The sequence below is a fragment of the Candidatus Pelagibacter sp. Uisw_094 genome, from assembly GCF_047729535.1.
GTDB lineage: Bacteria > Pseudomonadota > Alphaproteobacteria > Pelagibacterales > Pelagibacteraceae > Pelagibacter.
In genome coordinates this window covers 24,827-42,855 of sequence record NZ_CP159823.1, presented here as the reverse complement: position 1 = coordinate 42,855, position 18,029 = coordinate 24,827, and the positions used below count along the sequence as shown (strand labels likewise).

Here is an 18,029-nt window from a genome sequence, read left to right as displayed (position 1 = left end):
AGATTAATTTAGTGCCGATTGAGCTTTTTGAACGATCGTTTTAAAGGCTTCTGGGCTATCGTATGCTATTTCAGCTAGTATTTTTCTATCTAACTTAATTCCACATTTAGTTAAGCCATTAATAAATTTTGAATAAGTTAATCCTTCAGATCTAACACCTGCATTAATCCTTTGTATCCATAAAGATTTGAATTCTCTTTTTTTAGTTCTACGGTCTCTGTAAGCATATTGCATAGCTTTTTCCATAGCTTGCTTTGCAACTCTTATAGTATTTTTTCTTCTGCCCCATTGACCTTTGACAGCTTTTAAAACTTTTTTATGTTTAGCGTGACTTGTTACGCCTCTTTTTACTCTAGCCATTTTATCCTCTTAAACTGTAAGGCATGTATGATTTAACTATTTTGCCATCTTGTTTTGACATAGCAGTCGTGCCTCTTAATTTTCTAATTTGTGAATTTGTTCTTTTTATCATGCCATGTCTTTTTCCAGCTTGAGCCATCATAACTTTCCCTGTAGCTGAGATCTTAAACCTCTTCTTTGCTGAACTTTTAGTTTTTAATTTTGGCATAATTCTGCGGACTTATACAAATATTGGAATGGATTTACAACCTCTATTAAGCCTTATAAAGGCTGAATAACCATGATCATTTGCTTCCCATCAAACTTTGGGTGCAATTCAACTTTGCCAATATCTTGCATATCAGCTTTTATTTTATCCATTAATTCTCTGCCTAAGTGTGAGTGCTGTAGCTCTCTACCCTTAAACCTTATTGTAAATTTTACTTTGTCACCTTTTCCAATAAATTTTTTAGCATTTTTAACCTTAAAATCATAATCATGAGTTTCTGTAACTGGTCTCATTTTAATTTCTTTTAATAAAACAATTTTTTGTTTCTTTTTAGCAACATTTGCTTTTTTTTGAGCATCATATTTAAATTTACCCATATCAATAATTTTACATACAGGTGGTTTTGCGTTTGGAGCTATTTCAATTAAATCCAATCCTTGCTCTTTAGCCATTGATATGGCCTCATTAGTATTTAATATTCCTATGTTATCACCATCACTTCCAATTACCTGAACTTCTGGTGCAGTAATCCTATTATTGGACTTAGGTCCTCTGTCTTTTGTTCTTCTTTGAAAGTAATTTCCTTTAAAATCTGCCACTTAGTTTGAAGGTGCTTTATTTAAAGCTGAGAATTTTTTTAAAAATAAGTTCAATTCCATATATTCTTGTTTTTTAGTATCTAATCTTCTAATCGTTACTGAGTTACTGTCAACTTCTTTTTTACCACAAATTAACAAAAGTGGTATTTTAGATAAAGAATGTTCTCTAATTTTATAATTTAGGTTGTGGTTTTTTAAATCTATTTCAGAGTTCATGCCAGCATTATTAATTTTTTCATTTACTTCTTTTGCATAAGAATCAAACTCTTCTGAAATTGGAATTACAACAGCTTGTAAAGGAGCTATCCAAAATGGAAATTTACCTGCATAGTTTTCTATAAGAATTCCAATAAATCTTTCTAATGACCCAAATAATGCCCTATGAAGCATAACTGGAATTTTTTTAGTTCCATCTTTATCAACAAAAGAAGCATCTAATCTTCCTGGCAAATTAAGATCTACTTGTAAAGTTCCACATTGCCAATCTCTACCAATCGCATCTCTTAAAACAAATTCAATTTTTGGACCGTAGAATGCTCCTTCTCCTTTATTGATTGTGTATTCAAGCTTTGAAGCTTTAACTGCATCTAACAAAGCTTTTTCGGCCTTGTCCCAAACATTATCATCACCAACTCTTAAATCTGGTCTATCTGAATATTTTAATATTACATCTTCAAATCCAAGATCTTTATAAATATCTAAAATCAAATTTGTAACAATCAAACACTCTGATGTAATTTGATCTTCTGTGCAAAAAATATGAGCATCATCTTGAGTAAAGGCTCTAACTCTTAACAGTCCATGTAAGGCGCCTGAAGGCTCATACCTGTGCACTTTTCCAAATTCTGAAATTCTTAAAGGAAGATCTCGATAACTTTTTAAACCTTGATTAAAAACTTGTACGTGACCCGGACAATTCATTGGTTTGATTGCAAATATTTTGTCATCTGGTGTTTGGGAAGTATACATGTGTTCTCCATATTTTTCCCAGTGGCCAGATTTTTCCCATAGAGACCTATCTAAAATTTCAGGTGTGTTTACTTCTTTATATCCAGCTTTTTCTTGTCTAGCTCTCATGTATGCAACTAATTTTTGAAATAACTTCCAACCTTTTTCATGCCAAAATACTGATCCTGGACTTTCTTCCCTAAAATGAAATAAATCCATTTCTTTTCCAAGTTTTCTATGGTCTCTTTTTTCTGCTTCTTCTATTCTTTTTAAATATTCATCTAAGTCTTTTTGTGATGCCCAACTTGTTCCATAAATTCTTTGTAACATTTCATTATTTGAGTCGCCTCTCCAATAAGCTCCGGATACCTTTGTTAATTTAAAGTATTTACCAATTTTGCCTGTTGAAGACAGATGTGGGCCTTTGCATAAATCATGCCAGTCTCCATGAAAATATATAGAAACATCTTCACCTTGTGGAATACTTTCAATAATTTCAGCCTTGTATATTTCTCCTTTATCTTTGAAATGAGATATAGCCTTATCTCTTTTCCAAACTACTCTTGTAGTTGGAACGTCTCTATCAACAATTTCTTTCATTTTATTTTCAATTTTATTTAAATCATCCTCTGTAAAAGGTTCTTTTCTTGAAAAATCATAATAAAATCCATTTTCTATAATTGGACCAATGGTTACTTGTGTTCCTGGGAAAAGTTCTTGAACAGCCATTGCAGTTATATGGGCCGTGTCATGACGGATAGTTTCTAAACCTTCTTTATCTTTTGAAGTAAAAATTTTAATTGAGCAGTCTTCATCTATAACAAAACTTAAATCTTTAAGTTCTTCATTAACACTAATAATAGTTGCCTGCTTTGATAAAGATTTACTAATCTTTTCAGCAACCTCAAGTCCTGTTACTTTATTTGGAAATTCAATAGTGTTTCCATCTGGCAATGTTATTAATGGCATTTAATTCAATAATTTTTTGTATTCTGAATATGTAGAAAAACACATTTTTTCAACATTAAATTTTTTAATTATATTTTTTCTACCCTCTATACCAATAGATTTCAATCTAGATTCATCTAATTGTAAGACTTCTACTATTTTTTTACTCAAAGCTTCAGCATTGCCAGACTGAAATAAAAAACCCGTCACATTATCACTAATAGTTTCGTTAGATCCCCCAATATCACTTGCTATTATTGGTTTTTCCATTGATTGAGCTTCAACTGCCACTCTTCCAAAAGCTTCGGGTTCTACTGAGGCCGAAACAATAATGTCTGATATTTTGTAGGCTAATGGCATATTTTTACAATGTTCTATAAATTTTAACTGACTAGTTAGCCTATATTGCTCAGCCAATCTTTTAATTTTTTTTGTATAAATGTCTCTTCCTTGATCGCTACCCAAAATAACAGCATTAAAAGAATCATATCCTAATTCTTTATTAACAAGATTTAATGCTTCAATAAATGTTTCCTGTCCTTTCCAGGCAGTTAAACGACCTGGCATTAGGATTATTTTTTTATTTTTATCAACTTCCCAGTCTGAAATAAGTCTGTTTTCTTCACTGTCTAAAGTTGTTGATGAATCAAAATAATCAACATTAATACCCCTAAAAATTACTAAGAATCTTTTTTTTAAATCTAAATATTTTGGATAATTTTGATTAATATGTGAAAAAATAAAATTTGATCCTGCTATTATTAAATCTGATCTAACCATTACTGAATTATAAAATTTTTTAATTGAGTTTTTAAAATTATAAGTACCATGAAAGGTTGTAACAAACTTTCTTCTTGTAATTTTTGTTGCAAACAAACAAGACCAAGCTGGAGCACGACTTCTTGCATGAACAATAGATATATTATTTAGTAAAATAATAAAAATCAAAGCTATTGAATTAAAGAGTATTAAAAATGGATTTTTACTATGGACAGGAAGTTTTATTACTTTTACTTTTTTTCTATCAATAAATTTTAATAATTCTCCTCCGCTGGTCACTATATAAGAACTACAATTATTTTCTGGTAAATAGTGTGCAAGATCGTAACAGCCTGTTTCTGCACCCCCATATCCAAGTTTAGGAATTACTTGCAATACTTTTAATTCTGAAGACATTTGATAGAACTATATATTAAGAATTAATTCTAATAAACTCATATGAATAAATTTAAATACATTAGAGTCCTTAATAACAAGGAAATAAGATACTTAAGTAAAGAATATAAAGATAATCTCTATATTGTTTTTTTACATGGTTTTATGTCAAGTATTGAAGGTGAAAAACCTCAGGCTATACTAAAATTTGCTAAAAAAAATAAACTTGGCTTTCTTGCTCTCGAATATTCTGGCCATGGAAAGTCCTCAGGAAAATTTATCAAGGGAAATATCACTCAATGGTCAAAAGAAGTTGAAACAGTAATTAAAAAGATAGTTAAAAAAAATAAATTTATCTTAGTTGGCTCAAGTATGGGTGCATGGCTCTCCTTAAATCAATTTAAATATTTTAAAGATCAAATTAAAGGTTTTTTAGGGATTGGTTCGGCTCCAGAGTTTTTACAAAACCTAATGTGGAAAAAGTTTACAAAAAAAATGAAGGACGAAACTATAAAGAAAGGAATTTATAATTTAAAACATGGTAATTATGAGTATCCAATCACTTATCAATTAATAAAAGATGGTAGAAAAAATAAAATCTTAAGTAAAAAAATTAAATCCAGCATCAATGTAACTATGATTCACGGAAGTAAAGATGAAGTTGTTCCAACAAGTTATTCCAGAAAAGTACTTAAGTTATTTACTAGAGCTAATAAAAAATTGGTAATAATAAAAAATGGAGACCACAGTTTATCAAGCAAACAGGGTCTAAAGAGAATACTCTTAGAACTAGATAAAGTTGCTTCTAATATAGTTTAGTCCTTCGATGTAGCTTGGAAATTTTAAATTATAGTTAAAATAACTTTTTACCTTTTTGTTGCTAACTTTTTTAGACTCATTATAAAAATTTTTCAACATCTCACTTTTAATTTGGTCAACTTCAATTTTTTCAATATTTTTGATATTTAACATTTTTGCTCCAAATAGAGTAACATCTTCAGATGTGGATGGTTTATCGTCAGATAAATTATATATCTCTCCTGACTTAAATTTTGATAAAGATTTAAATAATATATTTGAAATATCATCTACATGAATTCTAGAAAAATAATGATTTTTTTTATTGATCAATTTCACATCTCCTGATTTTAATCGCATTAAAATATTTTTTTCGTTAGAATAGATTCCAGATAACCTGAATATCTGAATTGGTATTTTGTTATCTTTTTCCAAAGAAACCCATGCATTTTCAGCTTTTAATCTTGCTATACCATTATTTGAGATTGGGTTTGTTTTACTATTTTCATTAACCCATTCACCATTATGATCACCATAAATACTAGTGGCCGATAAGTATGTTATCCATTTTACTTTGGGGCTTTCTATAAATTTAGAAAAATTTTTTACAACTAGATCTTCTTGATTTTCTGGTGGTATAGAAACTAAGATGTGATCTGCTTCTTTTAATTTTACAACTAAATTTTGATCAAATTTTTCACTATTAAATAGGTAGCTATTATAATTAATACCATTAAATATTTTTTTTGAAGATTCACTTCTAGAAGTTGCTGACAAGTTAATATTATACTGTTCAATACTAAGCTTCTTTATAAAATTTTTTGCTACTTGGCCAAAACCAAAACAAAAAATATTTATATCCTTCATTTTAACTAACTTCTTTTATAATAGATTTTAAACTTATTGGGTTTTTTAGCTTATCAATCATTTCTTTTGGACAAACTTGAATAAAATTAGAAATTTCCTTATCAAAATTTTCTATTATACTTTTAGAAAAATCCGAGTTTGTCTCCTGGTGATGCTCTTGTACTAAATTTTTTAAATAAGTTATCCAATGATCTGTTTCTGGTGTTTGCCATACTACAGTCTCTGGGTTTACTTTCTTATCGAATTTCTTATTTATATCGTAAATAAACGCCATTCCACCTGTCATTCCAGCTCCAAAATTGTCTCCTACATCACCCAAAACTACAACTGTACCACCAGTCATATATTCACAAGCATTAGAATCACAGCCTTCAATAACCGAAATTGATCCTGAATTTCTTACGGCATACCTTTCTCCAGCTTGACCTGCTGCAAAAAGTTTTCCAGATGTTGCTCCATACAAAACTGTATTTCCTATTATAGTATTCTCATGTGAAACTAAATTACTTTCATCTGGAAGTTTAACTACCACTGTTGCTCCTGACAAACCTTTACCAACATAATCATTAGCGTCACCTTTTAAAATAAGTTTTAAACCTTTAATTCCAAATGCTCCAAAGGATTGCCCTGCTGATCCTTTAAATTTTAAAGATAAAAAGCCATCTTCTAGTTTTTCAGATCCATATTTTTCATAAAGATGATTAGAAATTCTTGTACCAACGGTTCTATGAGTATTTTTAATAATATATTCTTTTTCAATAATTTTTACTTTTCCAATTTTTTCTTTAATTTCAGGTAAAATTTCTTGATCTAAAGTATCTGGAACAGAATTTATTTCTGGAACTGTACAATACCTCGTGTTCTCTCCAGAATCTGTTTGAACAAATAAAGGATTTAGATCTAAATCGTCTAAGTTTGGTGATGCTTTACTTACCTGTCTTAATAAGTCAGTCCTACCAATTATTTCATTCAGTGTTTTAAATCCTATCTGTGCTAAAATTTCTCTTACTTCCTCAGCTATGAATTTAAATAAGTTAACTACCTTTTCTGGCGTACCAGAAAATTTTTCTCTTAGCTTTTCATCTTGAGTACAAACTCCAACTGGACATGTGTTTGAATGACACTGTCTAACCATTATACATCCCATGGCTACTAAAGCTGTAGTTGCTACACCGTATTCTTCTGCCCCCATCATTGCTGCAATAACAACATCTCTTCCTGTTTTAATTCCACCATCTGTTCTTAGGGTAACTTTATGTCTCAAATTATTTAAAGTTAAAACTTGATTAGCCTCAGTTAAACCCATCTCCCAAGGTATCCCGACATATTTAACACTTGTTTGCGGTGTTGCTCCTGTTCCTCCATTATGTCCAGAAATTAAAATTATATCTGCTTTAGCTTTAGCTACACCTGCTGCAATTGTTCCTATACCGGATGATGCTACTAATTTTACTCCCACTCTTGCTTTTGGATTTGCTTGTTTAAGATCATAAATTAATTGAGCTAGATCCTCGATAGAATAAATATCATGGTGAGGTGGTGGCGATATTAGAGTTACACCCGGCGTCGAATGTCTTAATTTAGCAATTTCTTCTGTGACTTTAAACCCCGGTAATTGACCTCCCTCACCAGGTTTTGCCCCTTGTGCAATTTTAATCTCTATTTCGTTACAGTTATTTAGATATTTAAGTGTTACTCCAAATCTTGCTGAAGCTATTTGCTTAACTCTAGAGTTAGCGCTGTCACCGTTTTCCATCTTAATAAATCTTTTTTCATCCTCACCCCCTTCACCACTACAAGAGGCTCCTTTAATTCTATTCATTCCTATGGCTAAAGTTTCGTGTGCTTCTTTGGATAATGCACCATGAGACATACTTCCACTTCCAAATCTTGTTAAAATATTTTCTATTGGTTCTACTTCTGAAATGTCTAAAGATGGATTTAAATTTTTATCTCTAAATCCAATCAAGTCTCTAAGATGTATAGGTGGAAGGTTATAAATACCTTCTACATATTTTTTATAAGCTTCAAAAGAATTTGATGAAACTGCACTTTGTAAAAGATGAATAAGCTTACCTTGATATTGATGAGTTTCACCATTCTTTCTATATCTATAAATTCCCCCGATTGGTAAAACTGTATCTGTTCCTTCAAATGCTTCTTTGTGAATAGTTCTTAATTTTTTTTCTATTCCATTTAAACCTATGCCTGAGATTTTTGATAAAATTCCTGGAAAATATTCAGATGCTACTGTTCTACTTAAACCAACTGTTTCAAAATTACATCCACCTCTATAAGAACTTATGACTGAAATTCCCATTTTTGACATTATCTTCAGAAGCCCATAATTTACCGATTGTATATATCTCACTATGCATTCATCGTATTCAAACTTTCCAAATAATTTTTTTTCAAACCTCTGATATAAACTATCCAGTGCTAAATAAGGATTAACTGTTGTAGCTCCCACACCTATAAGTGTTGCAAATGAATGTGTATCTAATGCTTCCCCAGTTTGAGCATTAATTGATGCATAGCCTCTTAATTTTTTTTTAATAAGATAGGTATTTATTGCACCAACACTTAATAGCATTGGAATGGGTAATCTTTTTTCAGAAATATTTTTATCACTTAAAATTAATTGAGTAAGACCTTGTCTAACTGCAATTTCAGACTCTTTTCTGATTCTCTCAATAGAGGTTTCAAGATTTTCATCTTTATCAAAAGTACAATCAATTGTTATTGATTTTTTCTCAAAAAAATTAATAAATTTTTCTAATTGAGAATTTGATAATATAGGGCTGTCTAAAACATATATGTTTTCCTCTGTTAAATTAGTAAAATCTAAAATATTTCCAAGATTACCAAAACGAGTTTTTAAACTCATAACCTTATTTTCTCTTAAAGAGTCAATTGGTGGATTTGTAACTTGACTGAAATTTTGTCTAAAAAAATGGTAAAGCGGCCTATAACGGTCAGATAGTACTGCAAGTGGAGTATCATCGCCCATAGAACCAATGGCCTCTTTTGCATCTTCTGCCATGGGGTGAAGAATAAGTTCTAAATCCTCTAAACTATAACCAAATGTATGTTGTCTTTTTTTTAGCTCATCACCTGAAAAAGTAGATTTTTCATTTTTTATTGGAAATTTTTTTTCTAAATCAATTATTTGATTGTTAAAATGTTTAAATTCTTTTGCTAGATAATCTTTTATTTCAACATTAGAAAATACTTTGCCTTTGGCTATTCTAACTCCAAGAATTTCTCCAGGTCCTAATCTACCCTTTTTAAGAATTTGCTTCTCATCAATTTCAACCATTCCCGTTTCTGATCCTGCACACAATATTTTGTCTTTTGAAATAGTATATCTCATTGGGCGTAACCCATTTCTATCAGCAGCTACAATGGCCCATTCATTATCGGTAGCTGCAATAGCAGCTGGTCCATCCCATGGCTCCATTGTACTATTTAAAAAATTAAATAATTGTTGATGATCTTTTGATAATGTTTGACTTTTTTTAGACCATGCATCTGGAATTAACATTAACTTTGCAAGAGGCGCTGATTGGCCAGAAATATTTAAAAGTTCAAAAACACTATCTAGTGCAGCAGAGTCTGATGATCCTGGTTGTATAACTGGTTTTAAATTTTCCATGTTATCAAATAAAGGGCTGTCCATTTCTTGCTCATGAACTTTCATCCAGTTTGTATTTCCTTTGAATGTATTTATTTCTCCATTATGAGCTAATGCTCTGAAAGGTTGTGCCAGGTCCCAGCTTGGTGCAGTGTTTGTTGAAAACCTTTGATGAAATATTGCAAATCTGGATACAAATCTCTCATCTTTTAAATCTAAATAAAAGTCTGCAATAGACTCTGCTAAAAACATTCCCTTGTAAATAACTGACTTAGAGCTTAGTGAGCAAATATAAAAACCTTCTATCGCATCTTTAATAGCTTCTTTTTCAATTTTTCTTCTGGATTCATAAATTTTTCTTTCTAACTCTTTTTCTGTTAAATCTTTATTATTATGTTTGAATAGAACTTGAGTGATTTCTGGTCTCGTAAGATTTGCTTTTTCACCTAAAACTTTTGGATTTACTGGAACCTGTCTCCATCCATAAATACTAAAATTACTTTTTGTTAATTCACTTTCAATTAAAGTTCTTGCATTTTCTTGTGATTGATAATTATTTCTAGGTAAAAAAATCATACCTACACAAATTTCTGAACCATCGTGATCATGACCTGTGATTTCTATTTTTTCAGCAAAGAAATCTGAAGGAATTTCCAAATGGATTCCAGCTCCATCACCTGTTTTTCCATCAGCATCTACAGCTCCTCTGTGCCAAACCGCTTTTAAGGCATTAATTCCATATTCTACTACTTTCCTTGATTTTTTACCCTCTGTAGAAGCAATCAATCCTACTCCACAAGCGTCATGTTCCATTTCTTTTGAATAAACATGGCCTTCTTCAAGAATTTTAAGATTTTTTTTATAATTTTTCATTAAGCAACCTTCTCTTTACTGTGTTCTTTACTCTCTAAAAAATTTTTTATTGATACTGCTACGTCTCTTCCATCTTTTATAGCCCAGACAACTAAAGATGCGCCTCTAATAATGTCTCCTGCTGCAAAGACACCTGGTAAATTTGTCTCCATTGTATCAAAATTAGTTTTTAATGTTCCCCATTTAGTAACTTGTAGATCTTCAGAGCCAAATAGTTTTGGTAAATTTTCAGGATCAAAGCCAAGAGCCTTGATTACTATGTCTGCTTTAATATTAAAGTGAGAATCATTCTGGATTTCTGGTTTACGTCTACCACTGTCATCAGGTTCACCAAGTTTAATTTTATCCACCATCAAACCTTCAACTTTATTTGTTCCAACAAATTCTTTAGGGCTAGATAACCATACAAACTCTACTCCCTCTTCCTCTGCATTAGCTACCTCTCTAGCAGATCCAGGCATATTTTCTTTGTCTCTTCTATAAAGGCATTTAACTGATTTTGCTTTTTGTCTGATTGAAGTCCTAACACAGTCCATTGCAGTGTCACCTCCTCCAATTACAACAATATTTTTTCCTTCAGCATTTAAGGTTCCATTATCAAATAACTCTACCCTATCTCCTAATCCTTTTTTATTTGAAGCTGTTAAAAATTCCATAGCTGGAAAAATATTTCCTAAATCTTTTCCTGGTAGATCTATTTCTCGCGCTTTATAAACTCCAGTTGCAATTAAAAGAGAGTCATGTTTTTTTCTTAATTGCTCTAATGTAGCATCTTTTCCAACTTCAAAATTTTGAACAAATTTAATTCCACCCTCTTCTAATAATTTGGTTCTTCTTTCTACAACAAATTTTTCTAATTTAAAATTTGGGATCCCATAAATCATTAAACCACCAGCTCTATCATATCGATCATATACAGTAATTTGATAACCTAACTTACGTAACTGCTCTGCAGCAGCAAGACCAGCTGGACCAGCACCTATAATTCCAATACTTTGACTCTTTTCGTTTTTAACTTTTATTGGATTGACCCATCCTTGTTCCCAAGCATTATCAGTAATATATTTTTCAACTGAACCTATGGTTACAGTTCCATGTCCTGATTGTTCGATTACACAATTTCCTTCACACAATCTATCTTGTGGACATATTCTTCCACACACTTCTGGCATGTTGTTAGTGCTTTGAGATAATTCGTAAGCCTCTTTTAATCGTCCCTCTGCAGTTAATTTCAACCAATCTGGAATATTATTACTTAATGGACAATGTACCTGGCAAAAAGGAACTCCACATTGAGAGCATCTGCTAGACTGCTCACTTGCCTTATTATTGATAAATTCTTTGTAAATTTCGTTAAAGTCTTCTTTTCTATTTCCAACTTCTCTTTTAGGTGGAGTTTGCTGACCTATTTTAACAAATTTAAGCATTTTTTCTGACATATTTACCCTTTGATTAATTGAGGATATATTAAGGTTTTGTTTAATAAAAGGAAAACAAGGTCAATATATATGACCTTAAATTTAAAATAAATCGCATTATCTCTTATTATTTTAACTTTTGCATACCTAATATGTTCAAATGGAATTGTTTAAATTACAGAATATTTAAGTTACGAAGCATTAAATGTTCTCAAATATTATTGAAATTATAATCCTATCAATAGTTCAGGGCGTATCAGAATTTTTACCCATCAGCTCATCAGCTCATTTAAACATTGTTGAAATAATCTTCGAGTTTAATTCTAACTCACTAATGATTGATGTTAGTCTCCATCTTGGCTCTTTACTTGCAATAATCTTTTATTTTAGAAGAGAGTTACTAGACCTTAGAAACAATCAAAAATTATTATCTTTATTAATTATTGGCTCTATACCAATTGTAATAGCTGGGTACATAGTCAGCTCCACAGGTCTAGTTAATGTATTAGAAAACAATTTAAAAATAATTGCTTGGACAACATTAATTTTTGGAATTATTTTATATCTTGCAGACAAAAGTAAATTTGATAAAAAAATATCATCTAACTTAAATTTTAAAACAATACTATATATCGGTTTGTTTCAAATACTTGCTTTAATACCAGGGGTGAGTAGGGCAGGAATTACAATAACAGCTGCAAGACTTTTTAAATTTAATAGATTTGATGCAAGTAAAATTTCTTTTTTATTAGCTATACCTGCAATAGCTGGAGCAAGTGTACTACAATTAAAAAATGCTGTTGGCCAAAACTTTGAATTTAACTACCTTATACTAATATCAATTACTCTTTCTTTTTTATTTTCTTATTTTACAGTTAAGTTTTTTCTAGACTACATAAACAAATTTTCTTTAAATGTTTTTGTAATTTACAGAATTATTATTTCAATAATTTTATTTATAATAATATATAATTAATCTTTTTTTAATATTGGTGCTAATTGTGAAAATAAAACACCAAATAAAATAAATAAACAGCCAAACAGATTATTTATATCTAAAATTTGATCTAATAAAATCCAAGCAGCAATTGTTGCAAAAACACCCTCTAAAGAAAAAATTATTGCTGATGGAGCAGGGGATATATTTTTTTGTGCATATATTTGCAAAACAAATGCAAGGCCTCCAGATAAAACTCCAGCGTATAAAATTTGAAATTTTTCTTTAAGAATATTAGACCAAATAAAGTCTTCAAAAATTAACCCTATAATTAATGATAAAGAGGCAACAATTAAAGTTTGAATTGCACCAATTGTTAATGGAAGATTGTAGTTTTCTATAATTTTACCAGTAAAGATAATGTGTGTGCTCCAGAAAAATGCACCCATTATTATAAGTGCATCACCAGTTCTAACCGTTGCACTGTAAAAATTAGTTAGCAAATAACCTCCCATCACACAAAGAAGAACCGAAGGCCAAATACTCCAGTGGATTGGTTTTTTATACATAAAAAAAATTATAAACGGGACCATTGGTACATAAAAAATAGTAAAAAATGCTGCATTAGCAACATCTGTATAGAGTAAAGCCACTTGTTGAAGTGCTGATCCTAAGAATAAAGATAGGCCTATTAAAAGAGCTAAGTTGGTAAATTCTTTTTGATTTCTTTGGACTGATTTTGAGATATTTTTTCTTTCAAAAATAAAAGCTAAAGGGGCTACTACTAAAAAGCCTACAAAAAACCTAACCGCATTAAAAGTGAAAGGACCAATATCGTCCATTCCAGTATCTTGAGCAATAAAAGTTGTTCCCCATATGAATGTACAAAGTAATGCACAAAATAATGATGAGGTTTTTGACATTAAAATTTATACAGCTAATTTATAAGCAAAATTTTTGCCTAAATTTTCTTTTAAATCATTATTAAATCTAGCTGCTTCAGCTCCATCAATTATTCTATGATCATATGATAATGAAAGCGGTAACATTGTTCTTGTTTCAAATTTTCCATTGAAAAAAATTTGTTTTTTTTGTGCTTTACCTACTCCTAGTATGGCAACTTCAGGATAATTTATTATTGGTGTAAAAAATGAACCTCCAATTCCTCCAAGACTTGTAATGGTCATAGATCCTCCAAAGAATTCTTTCTTATCTATTTTTAAATTTCTACATTGGTCACTTACTGTTTTCAATTCATTACTAATATATGAAATACTTTTGTTGTCAGCATTTCTAATTTTTGGCACCATCAAACCATGTGGTGTGTCGACTGCAATTCCAACATGAAAATAATTTTTCATTGTTATTTTTCCATTTTCAATGTCATCTATTGATGAGTTGAAACTAGGAAACTTTTTTAAAGATGCTACTAAAGCTTTAACAATAAAAGCTAAGGGAGTAATTTTTTTTCTTTCACCTGTGTACATGTCAGTAAGTGAAGTTCTAAAATCTTCCATTTCAGTTATATCTGCTTCATCATGATTTGTTACATGAGGTATTGTAGTCCAAGAATTAACTAAATACGTAGAGGCTAATTTTTTAACCCTAGGCATATCTTTAACTTCAATTTCTCCAAAATCAGAATGGGAAAATTCATTAACAATTTTTTTAGGTTGAGCTTCAGTCTTATCTGAAGTTTTATTAATTTTAGAGGATATAAAATTTTTTACATCCTCTTCTACAATTCTTCCTTGTCTTTCACTGCCAACTATCTCATTAATATTAACCCCAAGCTCTCGAGCAAATTTACGTACTTTTGGACTTGCAGATGAAGCTTCTGAGTTGTTTTTTTTTGTTAAATTTTGTGTTTGTATAACTTTTTCAATTTTTTCTTCTTGATTTTGATTTGTAACTGGTTTTGCTTCTTTAATAGTTTTTTGCTCTATACTCTTTTCTTCTTCTCCAGATTGCTCTACAGTTAATATTAAATCACCTTCTGAAACCCTATCTCCTACTTTAATTTTAACAGACTTAACCTTTCCGTCAAAAGAAGCTGGTATTTCAACACTAGATTTGTCACTCTCAATTGTAATAAGTGGATCATTTTTAGATACTGACTGACCATTTGAAACTAATACTTCGATTATCTCAACGTCTTTAAATTCGCCAATATTTGGTACTTTAATCTCTTTATCTGACATCTTATAGTTTTGTTGGCATTGGTTTGCTGCCATCAATATTATACTTCTTTATGGCTTCTTTAGCATATTTTGAGGCTATTAGTTGCTCTTTTGCTAGTACGCTAAGTCCATAAGCAACAATATGTTCTTTATCAACTTCAAAAAAATTTCTAAGGTTTTTTCTAGTGTCGCTTCTTCCATAACCATCTGTACCTAAAGAATAAAAACTTTTATTAGTATAAGGTCTGATTTGATCAGAATTCATTCTCATGTAATCTGAAGCTGCCAAAATTGGTCCTTCAGTTTTTCCTAAGCACTGTTCTACAAATGAAACATTTTGTTCTTTATCGGGGTTTAAAAGATTATATCTCTCAACTTCCATACCGTCTTTTCTCAACTCATTAAAACTAGTGACACTCCAGATTTCACTATCTATCTGATATTCATTTTGAAGGATTTCTGCTGCAGCCATCATTTCTCTCAATATTGTACCTGAGCCTAAAAGTTGAATTTTAGTTTTTTTATATTTATTGAACTCTTTAATTTTATACATTCCTTTAAGAATTCCTTCTTCACAATTCTTATCTTTTGGTATGCTTGGATGTGAATAATTTTCATTCATGGTTGTGATATAATAAAAAACATTCTCATTTTTTTCATGCATTCTTCTCAAACCTTCTCTAAAAATAACAGCTAGCTCATAATGAAAAGTTGGGTCGTATGTCACACAATTTGGTATTGTTGAAGCTATCAAGTGACTGTGTCCATCCTGGTGTTGTAGTCCTTCACCGGCTAAAGTAGTTCTTCCAGCTGTTGCTCCAATTAAAAATCCTCTAGCCTGACTATCTCCACCTGCCCATGCAAGGTCACCTATTCTTTGAAAACCAAACATAGAATAAAAAATATAAATTGGTATCATTTCAATATCATGATTGGTGTAGGAAGTCGCAGCAGCAATCCATGACGACATTGCTCCAGCTTCATTAATTCCTTCTTCTAGAACCTGTCCAGTTTTCTCTTCTCTGTAAGAACTTAACTGAGCAGAATCTTCTGGTTCATACTTTTGACCTTCGTGTGCATATATTCCTATTTTTTGAAAAAATCCTTCCATACCAAAAGTTCTTGCTTCATCAGGAATAATTGGAACTAATCTGGGTGAAATATTTTTGTCTCTTAATAAATTTGTAAACATTCTAACTAATGCCATGGTTGTAGACATTTCTTTTTCACCTGTTGATACTTTCATAAAATCAAAAATATCCTTTGCTGGTGCTTTAATAGGTTTTGAATATGTTGTTCTTTCAGGTAAGAAACCACCAAGTCTCATTCTCTTTTCTTTAATATACTTAATTTCTAATGATTTTTCATCAGGCTTGAAATACTCAACATTTTTTACTTGTTCATCTGTTAATGGGACATCAAAACGATCTCTATAATATAGCAAATCATCTACATCTAATTTTTTAGTTTGATGAGTAGTGTTAACACTTTCACCTGTTTTTCCCATACCATAACCCTTAATGGTTTTAGCGATTATAACCGTTGGGCTACCTTGGTTTTTTGATGCCCGGTCGTATGCTGCATAAACTTTATGAGGATCATGACCGCCTCTATTTAATCTCCAAATATCTTTATCTGATAAACTAGAAACTAGCTCTTGAGTCTCTGGGTATTTCCCAAAAAATTTTTCTCTAACATAAGCTCCATCTCTAGCTTTCATTGCTTGATATTCACCATCAACAGTTTCATTCATAGTTTTAACTAAGTGACCTGTTTTATCATTAGCAATCAATGAGTCCCAGTAAGAACCCCAAATTACTTTAATTACATTCCAACCAGCTCCTCTAAAACTTCCTTCTAGCTCTTGAATAATTTTTCCATTACCTCTGACAGGTCCATCTAATCTTTGAAGATTGCAGTTTACAACAAATATTAAGTTATCCAGTTTTTCCCTGGCTGCTAATCCTATTGCACCTAAAGATTTGGGTTCATCCATTTCTCCATCACCAAGAAATGCCCAAACTTTTCTACCTTCATCTTTAATTAATCCTCTGTTAATTAAATATTTCATGTATCTCGCCTGATAAATTGCAAGCATAGGCCCTAGTCCCATTGATACAGTTGGAAACTGCCAAAACTTTGGCATCAACCAAGGATGTGGATATGAAGAAAGTCCACCTGGTTTTACTTCTTGTCTAAAACTATCTAATTGTTTTTCATTTAATCTACCTTCTAGAAATGCTCTAGCATAGACGCCTGGTGCACTATGACCTTGAAAATAAACTAAATCACCACCAAATTTATTATTCTTAGCTCTCCAAAAATGATTCATTCCTACATCATAAAGTGTTGCTGCTGATGCAAAAGTACCTATATGGCCACCTAATTCAGGAAATTTTTTATTTGCTCTAACAACCATGGCTGCTGCATTCCATCTAATTAAAGATCTAATTCTTCTTTCAATATTCTGATCTCCATTAGACTTAACTTCTGCCTCTGGCGGGATTGTATTAATGTAAGGAGTGTGCTGTGTATAAGGAATATTTGCACCTTCTCGATATGCTTTGTTAATTAATTCTTTTATCAAAAAATGAGCTCTTTGATTTCCATCTTTTTCAACAACTGCAGATAAAGACTCTAACCAATCTTGAGTTTCTAATGGATCAATATCATTATCATTTGTAACCTGAATTATTGTTTGTTTTTTTTCCACAACTGGGCTTTGTTCAGTGGTTGTTTCTTTTTTTTCATTTTTTAAAACTGATTCTGCTTGTTTAATAATACTTTCTGTATCTTTAGGAATTGGCTTTTCTGAAGGGCTTTCTTTTGAAGACTCAACACTTAACAATAAATCCCCTTTAGAAACTTTATCACCCACTTTAATATTTACAGATTCCACCTTACCAGTGACTGTTGATGGAATTTCAACGCTAGATTTATCACTCTCAATAGTAACAATAGGATCATTTAAGTTTATTTTATCTCCAACTTTTACTAAAAGTTCAATAACCTCAACTTTTTCAAATTCACCAATATCTGGGACAAGTAATTTTTCACTCATTATTTAAATCGATTTATACACCTAAAAAAAACTATATCTCATG

The 18,029-nt window shown here is 30.9% G+C and carries 13 protein-coding genes; 2 read left to right on the top strand and 11 right to left on the bottom strand.

Annotated elements, in window-relative coordinates; translation table 11 throughout:
* Positions 1 to 3: 3 nt before the first annotated feature.
* The 5 genes from rplT to ABXT72_RS00170 are packed head-to-tail and all read right to left on the bottom strand — an operon-like array spanning position 4 to position 4,239.
* On the bottom strand, positions 4 to 360 hold the full coding sequence (rplT, locus tag ABXT72_RS00190; protein ID WP_168606836.1) for a 50S ribosomal protein L20: 357 nt from the start codon (positions 358 to 360) through the stop codon (positions 4 to 6).
* Between the two features lies 1 nt (position 361).
* Positions 362 to 568, bottom strand: coding sequence for a 50S ribosomal protein L35 (rpmI, locus tag ABXT72_RS00185; RefSeq protein WP_006997462.1), 207 nt, complete (start codon positions 566 to 568; stop codon positions 362 to 364).
* 53 nt (positions 569 to 621) lie between these two features.
* Positions 622 to 1,167, bottom strand: a complete 546-nt coding sequence (gene infC / locus ABXT72_RS00180; protein WP_415271905.1) for a translation initiation factor IF-3 — start codon at positions 1,165 to 1,167, stop codon at positions 622 to 624.
* Entirely contained in the window at positions 1,168 to 3,084 is a 1,917-nt protein-coding gene (gene thrS, locus ABXT72_RS00175) for a threonine--tRNA ligase (protein WP_415278345.1), read from the bottom strand. It lies immediately after the preceding gene.
* Positions 3,085 to 4,239, bottom strand: coding sequence for a glycosyltransferase family 4 protein (locus ABXT72_RS00170; protein ID WP_415278344.1), 1,155 nt, complete (start codon positions 4,237 to 4,239; stop codon positions 3,085 to 3,087).
* Between the two features lie 42 nt (positions 4,240 to 4,281).
* Between ABXT72_RS00170 and ABXT72_RS00165 the strand changes: the two genes are divergently transcribed.
* Complete coding sequence (locus ABXT72_RS00165) at positions 4,282 to 5,037, top strand: alpha/beta hydrolase (RefSeq protein WP_415278343.1); 756 nt, start codon at positions 4,282 to 4,284, stop codon at positions 5,035 to 5,037.
* Here the strand turns inward: ABXT72_RS00165 and ABXT72_RS00160 are convergent.
* The 3 genes from ABXT72_RS00160 to ABXT72_RS00150 are packed head-to-tail and all read right to left on the bottom strand — an operon-like array spanning position 5,008 to position 11,829.
* Positions 5,008 to 5,883 (bottom strand): NAD-dependent epimerase/dehydratase family protein, encoded by an 876-nt coding sequence (locus ABXT72_RS00160; protein ID WP_415278342.1) that lies wholly within the window; start codon positions 5,881 to 5,883, stop codon positions 5,008 to 5,010. The genes ABXT72_RS00165 and ABXT72_RS00160 overlap by 30 nt on opposite strands.
* Position 5,884: 1 nt before the next feature.
* A complete protein-coding gene (gene gltB / locus ABXT72_RS00155) occupies positions 5,885 to 10,390 on the bottom strand; it encodes a glutamate synthase large subunit (protein WP_415278341.1) in 4,506 nt (1,501 codons plus the stop codon).
* Entirely contained in the window at positions 10,390 to 11,829 is a 1,440-nt protein-coding gene (locus ABXT72_RS00150) for an NAD(P)-dependent oxidoreductase (protein ID WP_415278340.1), read from the bottom strand. The genes gltB and ABXT72_RS00150 overlap by 1 nt, the downstream gene beginning before the upstream one ends.
* Before the next feature lie 184 nt (positions 11,830 to 12,013).
* Here ABXT72_RS00150 and ABXT72_RS00145 point away from each other — a divergent pair, with 184 nt between their 5' ends.
* Positions 12,014 to 12,784: an undecaprenyl-diphosphate phosphatase gene (locus ABXT72_RS00145; RefSeq protein WP_415278339.1), complete on the top strand. Its 771-nt coding sequence runs from the start codon at positions 12,014 to 12,016 to the stop codon at positions 12,782 to 12,784.
* Here the strand turns inward: ABXT72_RS00145 and ABXT72_RS00140 are convergent.
* The 3 genes from ABXT72_RS00140 to aceE are packed head-to-tail and all read right to left on the bottom strand — an operon-like array spanning position 12,781 to position 17,986.
* Positions 12,781 to 13,668: a DMT family transporter gene (locus ABXT72_RS00140; RefSeq protein WP_415278338.1), complete on the bottom strand. Its 888-nt coding sequence runs from the start codon at positions 13,666 to 13,668 to the stop codon at positions 12,781 to 12,783. The two genes, ABXT72_RS00145 and ABXT72_RS00140, sit on opposite strands and share 4 nt — an antisense overlap.
* 6 nt (positions 13,669 to 13,674) lie before the next feature.
* Complete coding sequence (locus tag ABXT72_RS00135) at positions 13,675 to 14,946, bottom strand: 2-oxo acid dehydrogenase subunit E2 (RefSeq protein WP_415278337.1); 1,272 nt, start codon at positions 14,944 to 14,946, stop codon at positions 13,675 to 13,677.
* A gap of 1 nt (position 14,947) precedes the next feature.
* Positions 14,948 to 17,986 (bottom strand): pyruvate dehydrogenase (acetyl-transferring), homodimeric type, encoded by a 3,039-nt coding sequence (gene aceE / locus ABXT72_RS00130; protein ID WP_415278336.1) that lies wholly within the window; start codon positions 17,984 to 17,986, stop codon positions 14,948 to 14,950.
* Positions 17,987 to 18,029: the final 43 nt, after the last annotated feature.

Excerpts from the sequence above, each read along its gene's own strand:
- rplT (WP_168606836.1), bottom strand. The coding sequence starts at position 360 with ATGGCTAGAGTAAAAAGAGGCGTAACAAGTCACGCTAAACATAAAAAA.
- rpmI (WP_006997462.1), bottom strand. The coding sequence starts at position 568 with ATGCCAAAATTAAAAACTAAAAGTTCAGCAAAGAAGAGGTTTAAGATC.
- thrS (WP_415278345.1), bottom strand. The coding sequence starts at position 3,084 with ATGCCATTAATAACATTGCCAGATGGAAACACTATTGAATTTCCAAAT.
- ABXT72_RS00170 (WP_415278344.1), bottom strand. The coding sequence starts at position 4,239 with ATGTCTTCAGAATTAAAAGTATTGCAAGTAATTCCTAAACTTGGATAT.
- ABXT72_RS00165 (WP_415278343.1), top strand. The coding sequence starts at position 4,282 with ATGAATAAATTTAAATACATTAGAGTCCTTAATAACAAGGAAATAAGA.
- ABXT72_RS00160 (WP_415278342.1), bottom strand. The coding sequence starts at position 5,883 with ATGAAGGATATAAATATTTTTTGTTTTGGTTTTGGCCAAGTAGCAAAA.
- gltB (WP_415278341.1), bottom strand. The coding sequence starts at position 10,390 with ATGAAAAATTATAAAAAAAATCTTAAAATTCTTGAAGAAGGCCATGTT.
- ABXT72_RS00150 (WP_415278340.1), bottom strand. The coding sequence starts at position 11,829 with ATGTCAGAAAAAATGCTTAAATTTGTTAAAATAGGTCAGCAAACTCCA.
- ABXT72_RS00145 (WP_415278339.1), top strand. The coding sequence starts at position 12,014 with ATGTTCTCAAATATTATTGAAATTATAATCCTATCAATAGTTCAGGGC.
- ABXT72_RS00140 (WP_415278338.1), bottom strand. The coding sequence starts at position 13,668 with ATGTCAAAAACCTCATCATTATTTTGTGCATTACTTTGTACATTCATA.
- ABXT72_RS00135 (WP_415278337.1), bottom strand. The coding sequence starts at position 14,946 with ATGTCAGATAAAGAGATTAAAGTACCAAATATTGGCGAATTTAAAGAC.
- aceE (WP_415278336.1), bottom strand. The coding sequence starts at position 17,986 with ATGAGTGAAAAATTACTTGTCCCAGATATTGGTGAATTTGAAAAAGTT.